Raw genomic sequence first — 260 nt, forward strand, 5'->3', positions numbered from 1 at the left:
CGCCTTGAAAATCCATTTGTCCTTCGGCACCACATCGCCGATTTTCAGGCTGACGTTTTCGGTATGCGCCGCGTCGGCAAACAGCTCGAATTTCATGTTCTTTTTCGGGTATCCCGCCGACGAGGCCCCCTGAACCTTGAAGGACACGTATGCCGTGAACATCTCCCCGTCGACGTCTACCTTTAAGGTGCCGTTAACCGGGTTATCCTTGCTGGTCGGCGCGCCGCTGTCGGAGGTCACGTCCAGGCGAATCAGACCGC

At 57.3% G+C, this 260-nt stretch carries 1 pseudogene; it reads right to left on the reverse strand.

What is annotated here, in order from left to right:
- Positions 1 to 260: pseudogene (locus tag CWM61_RS28690) on the reverse strand (spore coat protein CotH); the annotation flags it as partial.

This window comes from Klebsiella sp. K-Nf6 (assembly GCF_002806655.1).
GTDB lineage: Bacteria > Pseudomonadota > Gammaproteobacteria > Enterobacterales > Enterobacteriaceae > Klebsiella > Klebsiella variicola.